Here is a 5,585-nt window from a genome sequence, read left to right as displayed (position 1 = left end):
GGGAGTGACCATGCCGAGCTCCGGATAGTCCTTGATCATGCTCACGCCATACAGCGGCTTGAACGCGCCCTGATGGCAGGTCAGGCAGTTCACCTTGGGCGAGTCGCCCTCGGGCCCGCGCCGCGCCGGCGGGAACACCGATTGCAGCGCGTCGAGATAGGTGATGTTGAGCGACCGCACCATGCGGATGCCGTACCACGCCGTCACCCGCTGCGGCGAACTCTGGCTCCAGTCGCCGAAGGAGCGCGAGTTGTGGCAATAGGTGCAGTTGACACCAAGCGCGGTCGAGAAGTGCATCATCAGCGCATAGGTCCAGTCGGTCTGCTTGATCGAGTTCCGGTCCGTCCCCGGCAGGGCCTGTTGCGCCTGCACGCGGATCGAGGCGTCGCCCTCCAGGAACGGCGTGAACGGATCATAAGGCAGCGACGAATAGCCTGCCGCGACCGAGACGACGTTCTTGCCGGTGGACGCCTCGAGCACGCCGCCCGCGTGCGGCGGCCCCGGATTGCGGAACCAGATATACTGCGGGACCGGCTGGCCGCGATGGCACGTCCAGCACGTCACGCCCACGCCTTTGACGTGCGATGTCCAGTTCGCGTTGATGTACTGCACCATCTGCAGCATCCGGCGCGCGACATGCTTGGTGTAGAGGTCGTCGGAGGCAAAGTTCGCGCCGTTGTGGCAGTAGGCGCAGCCGACCTTGGGCGCGACCCAGTTGGTCATGGTCGCCATCAGCCGGGTGAACTGCCCGACCGAGAGATCACCCAGCACCTTGACGTTCTTGTAGACGGCGCCCGCCTTCGGACCCTCGGGCGACGCGGGCGCGAGCCCCGCGGGCACGATATTGCGGGGTGCTTCCTGCGCCAGCAGACGGGGATTGTAGAGCTCGTCCATTCCCGTGCCGCGATAGCCGTGCTGCACGGTGTTGATGGGCGGTCGCTCGAAGGTGAGCAGGACGACGATGATGCCGATGCAGCCGAAGACGGCGGCAGCGATGCGTAATGGGAAGCTCATTTCGGCGCCCCCGGAAGCGTGGACGGATCCACGATGTTGCCCCAGATGTGCGGGTAGGGCGCGGCGATCCCGTGCTTGACGCCCCACAGGTACCAGTTGTCGACCACGGTTCCGGTCAGGAGGATGCCGATCCCGCCCGCCACCGGGCAGAGCACCGCGAACCACCAGGCCCAGCGATGGATGGACTCCGCCGTCGCGTTGAAGCCCATCGTCCAGCGCCAGAAGAGCGCGCCACGCTCGAACGCGGTGCCGCGATCGATGATCTGCTCGACTTCACGCTCCGCCCCGTAGCGGCTGGTCGCGAGCACCGTCGCGGCGTGCATGGCGAACAGCAGCGTCGATCCGTAGAGGAAGGCGATCGAGAGCATGTGGAACGGGTTGTAGAAAAGGTTGCCGTAGCGGAGCGAGAAGGACGCGGTCCAGTCGAGATGCGGGAAGATGCCGAAAGGGACCGCCTCGCCGAAGCTGCCCATCAGCAGCGGCCGGATGAAGCCGAGCACCAGGTAGAGCCAGATCGCCGCGGCGAAGGCCCACGCCACATGCGTGCCGAGCCCGAGGGCGCGCGCCCGACGATACACCCGTGCCCACCACAGCAGGATCGAGGTGGTCAGGAAGAAGCCCGCCATCAGCCACCAGCCGCCCTGTGCGAGCGGCGGCAGGCGCAGGCCATAGGCCGGCGGCGGCGGCTCCAGGGCGAGCCAGAACAGCTGCCGCACGAACTGCACCGGGTTCCAGTTCACCGACGCCCACATGTTGAGGCCGATGATCTCGAACGCGATGAAGCCGCAGATCAGCGATGCTATGCCCAGCCGGCCGAGATAGATCGGGCCGACCTGCGCGTCACCGATCTTGCCGAACAGGTGGCTGAAGGTCGGCTTGCCCACGCGTTCGGCGCGCCCGCCGCTGACCGGGATGCCGGGATAGGCCGGCCCGTGTACCTGGACCCGCGTGAATATGTTTTGATATTCAGCCATTTCTTCCTCCCCTCGCCCGCATCAGTGCCAAATCGGCAGGTTGAGCCACCAGCTCCACCACTCGGGCCAGCCGCGCGTCCAGAAGGGCCCGCTGATGACGATGCAGACCGCGCTCCAGAAGGCCGCCGAGAGGGCGAGGAACAGGCCGAGACGATGGATGCCGAGGGTTCCGATCGAATAGCCGATGGTGTCGCGGAAGAAGGTGTTCTCGTGTTCCGCGGACTTGACGATCTCGCCCTTCGGCGGGTTCGCCGCCGACAGCACGAGGCCGCCATGCATCGACAGCGCGAGCACGGTCGTGAAGAAGAACGTGATCGCCAGCATGTGCGCCGGGTTATAGTGGAAGTGCAGATACTGATAGCCGGTGTTCGACACCCAATCGAGGTGACTGAGGATGCCGTAGGGGAAGCCATATCCCCATGCGCCCATCAGCAGCGGCCGGACCACCACCAGCGTGACATAGGCCAGGATCGCGAAGCTGAAGGCGAAGGGCACGTGGTATCCCATGCCCAGCTTGCGCGAGATCTCCACCTGTCGCAGCGCCCACGAGACGAAGGCGCCGATCGCGCAGATGGTGATGAGCTGCCACAGTCCGCCCTCGCGCAGCGGCGCAAACGCCAGCCCGTAGCTGATGTCCGGCGGCGCGATGTTGATGCGCCAGATGTTCCAGGTCGGGCCGATCGCGGCCCCCCAGATGATGAGCGCCGTTCCGAGAACGGAGAAGAAAACCGTGGTCACGCCGAAGAAGCCCACGAAGAACGGACCGACCCAGAAATCGAACAGGTCGCCGCCGATCAGCGTGCCGCCACGCACCCGGTATTTGCGCTCGAAGCTCAGCATCGCCATTGCCCATTCCTCCAGCCTCTGGCAGCGCGCCGCGCGGCGGTTGCCGTCGAAAGATCCGGGGGTGGCGGGACCGCCCGCAAAGCGCCGGTCCCGCCGCCCGCCGGTAGCCTGGCAGGTGTTAGTGTGCCGGTGCCGGCATCTGCGACATCTGCGATGCCGCACCCATGTGATGCGGGCCTTCGAGCCAGTTGAACCGGTCGGTGCTGAGCAGGATGAAGTGAATCAGCAGAGCCAGAGCGAACAGGAACACGAAGAGTCCGACCAGCGCCCGGCGCGGATCGAAGATCAGCCATATACGCCACATTGTGCTGCCTCCTACGCCAGGAACGACGTCACGTAATTCACGCCGTCGAGCATCGACGTCGTGTAGCCCTGCGGCCCAGGCAGCCAGGGACGCCATTGCCAGGCCAGGAAGTGGGCGATGATCGCCACCACCGTGAACACCACGAAGCTCGTGATGAAGATACGGTGGAACTCCTTCGCCTCGCCTTCGGTCAGCCCCGTTTTCGAGGCCGCGTCGTCAACGATCGCCATTACCAGTCTCCTCCGGTTGCGGGCATTCCTGCCCGTTGCCGCACGTCCAGTCTGCGGCAGGCTCATCGCCGCCGAGGCGGACGGCGATGCAGTCTCCGACCGGCGAGGCCGGGCGGATCGGGGTGCGCGATGCGATGTGGCCGCCGCTCATGCGGCGCTCCGGTGCATCACGGATTCAATGACGGTGCGCAGACGCTCGATCGTCACGCGACCCTCGCGCGCCTCGCGCACGCTGCGTTCGGCGGCGTCGCGCAGGCGCTTGGTGGCGGAGATCCGCACCAGATACGGCTCGGCCTCGGCCAGCGTGTCGAGCAGCGCGAGCGCGTCCGCGTCCCACCGGACCGCCGGCGTGGCCCTCGCGGGCGTCGCCTCCACACGATCCATGTCGGTGGACAGCGGCAGGATGTGGAACAGCGCGTCGAACAGCGCGTTGCAGAATTCCTGCACCAGGTAGGTCGCGCCGACGTAGCCCATGAAGGGCGTGCCGGTCGCGCGGCGGATCACCGCGCCGGGGAACGACGCGGGGATATAGACCGCCCGGCAGCCCTGTTCCGCGGCATACATGCGTTCGTTATAGGAACCGAACAGCACCAGCGGCGGCGTCGCGCGCATCGCCGCCCGCACCGCGGCGTTGTCCGGCTTGGTCCCGGCCGTCCGGGAGAACGCAAACGCGCAGGGGATGCCCAGCTCGTCCTCGAAGAACCGCCGGATGCCGCGCGCATAGGTCTCGGTCGCGACGATGGCGAAGTTCGCCGTCGCGAAGAAATCCTGCGTCACGCTGCGCCACAGATCCCAGATCGGCTTGATCGTGCTGTGCTTCTCCGCCTCGATGAACGGCTCGGGATCAAGGCCGGTCAGCTCGCCGAGGGCACGCAGGAAATTGGTCGTCGCGAACAGGCCGACCGGCGCCTGGAGATACGGCCGGTCCAGCTCCTCGCACAGCTTGCGGCCGAACTCGCGATACATGCAGATGTTCACGTCCGCGTCCGGCAGCCGCTTGATGTCTTCGATATGCGCGCCGAGCGGGAAGACGAGGTTGATGTCGCAGCCGATCCCCTCGACCAGCCTGCGTATCTCCGCGAGGTCGGACGGCATGTTGAAGGTGCCGTAGATCGGGCCGATGATGTTGACGCGCGGCCTGGCACCCTCGGGCCGCTTGCGCGGCGCGGCCTTGCGGACCTTGGCGCCGAACTCGCTCCACAGCCAGTAGATGGCGCGGTCGGCGGCCTGCCACTGATCCTCGTCGATGGTGCGCGGGATGAAGCGCATCAGACCCGAACCCTCGGGCGTGACGCCGCCGCCGATCATCTCGGCGATGCTGCCCGTGACGACCACCGCCGGCAGGTCGGCGTCCTGCGTGCCGTTGGCGCGACGCAGCGCGTCCTCGGTGCCGTTCATCGACAGCTGCTCTTCGCCCAATCCCGTCACGACGACCGGCAACTCGTGCGGCGGCAGCGCGTCGGTATAGTGCAGCACCGCCGTCACCGGCAGGTTCTCGCATCCCACCGGCCCGTCGATGACGACGCGCAGGCCGCGTACCGCGGTGAACGCATAGACGGCGCCCCAGTAGCCGCCGGCGCGATCGTGATCGATGACGAGCATCAGACGCCCACCGCCGATTCGGCCTTCGCCTTGGCCTCACGCAGCTTGCGCATGCGCTCCTTCGCCGCCGGGTGCGCCTCCGGCTTGCCGCGCCAGCCATAGCCGGTCGCCTCGCCGGCGCCGACGCTGTCGAAGAAGCTGACCATGCGGCCGAACCGCTCGCGGCCCTTGGTCTGCGCCGCCACGATCGCCGGGATCGCTGCCGCGCCGGCCGGTCCGAACAGCGGCCGGGCGGAGACCATGTTGGTGAAGTAGATCGCCGGTATTCCCAGCTCCTTCGCCTGCTGCACCAGCGGCGTGGTGCCGACCGCAAGGTCGGGGCTCACGTCGCGCATGGCGGCGACGTCCTGTTCCAGCGATGCGCGATACTGCACATGCGTCCCGCGCGCGTGCAGCCAGGCACGGTCGTCCTCGCTCCATTCGGTGCGGGGGCAGGCGGTGCCGACATATGGCACCTCGGCGCCGGCCTCGACCAGCAGCCGCGCCACCAGCAGCTCCGACCCCTCGTAGCCGGACAGCGTGACGCGCGCCCGCGTCTGCGTGCCGTCGAGCATGCCGCGCAGCGGCGCCAGCGCCTGTGCCTTCGCCGCGTCGATGCGCGCGGCGGTGACGCCC

The 5,585-nt window shown here is 67.4% G+C and carries 7 protein-coding genes; all 7 read right to left on the bottom strand.

Translation table 11 applies throughout. The features are described from left to right. Positions 1-1,014: photosynthetic reaction center cytochrome PufC (gene pufC, locus B8460_RS15930; protein WP_048862597.1), on the bottom strand; the 1,014-nt coding region annotated here is incomplete at its 3' end. Continuing rightward, entirely contained in the window at positions 1,011-1,988 is a 978-nt protein-coding gene (gene pufM, locus B8460_RS15925; protein ID WP_048862596.1) for a photosynthetic reaction center subunit M, read from the bottom strand. The genes pufC and pufM, both read right to left, overlap by 4 nt. Before the next feature lie 21 nt (positions 1,989-2,009). Beyond that, the gene (gene pufL / locus B8460_RS15920) at positions 2,010-2,834 is read right to left on the bottom strand and encodes a photosynthetic reaction center subunit L (protein ID WP_048862595.1); all 825 of its coding nucleotides are present in this window, start codon (positions 2,832-2,834) and stop codon (positions 2,010-2,012) included. Between the two features lie 118 nt (positions 2,835-2,952). Beyond that, positions 2,953-3,138: a light-harvesting antenna LH1, alpha subunit gene (gene pufA, locus B8460_RS15915; RefSeq protein WP_048862594.1), complete on the bottom strand. Its 186-nt coding sequence runs from the start codon at positions 3,136-3,138 to the stop codon at positions 2,953-2,955. Between the two features lie 11 nt (positions 3,139-3,149). Further along, on the bottom strand, positions 3,150-3,368 hold the full coding sequence (gene pufB / locus B8460_RS15910; protein WP_048862593.1) for a light-harvesting antenna LH1, beta subunit: 219 nt from the start codon (positions 3,366-3,368) through the stop codon (positions 3,150-3,152). 147 nt (positions 3,369-3,515) lie between these two features. Continuing rightward, positions 3,516-4,970 carry a chlorophyllide a reductase subunit Z gene (gene bchZ, locus B8460_RS15905; protein WP_048862592.1) on the bottom strand — a complete coding sequence of 485 codons (1,455 nt, stop codon included), beginning with the start codon at positions 4,968-4,970 and terminating at the stop codon, positions 3,516-3,518. Continuing rightward, a partial coding sequence (locus B8460_RS15900; protein WP_048862591.1) for a nitrogenase component 1 occupies positions 4,970-5,585 on the bottom strand: 616 nt, incomplete at its 5' end. The genes bchZ and B8460_RS15900, both read right to left, overlap by 1 nt.

Origin of the sequence: Acidisphaera rubrifaciens HS-AP3 (assembly GCF_000964365.1) — a bacterium.
In the GTDB taxonomy this organism is placed as follows: domain Bacteria; phylum Pseudomonadota; class Alphaproteobacteria; order Acetobacterales; family Acetobacteraceae; genus Acidisphaera; species Acidisphaera rubrifaciens.
The sequence above is the reverse complement of the archived record's forward strand: the minus strand, read 5'-3'. Positions and strand labels throughout refer to the sequence as shown.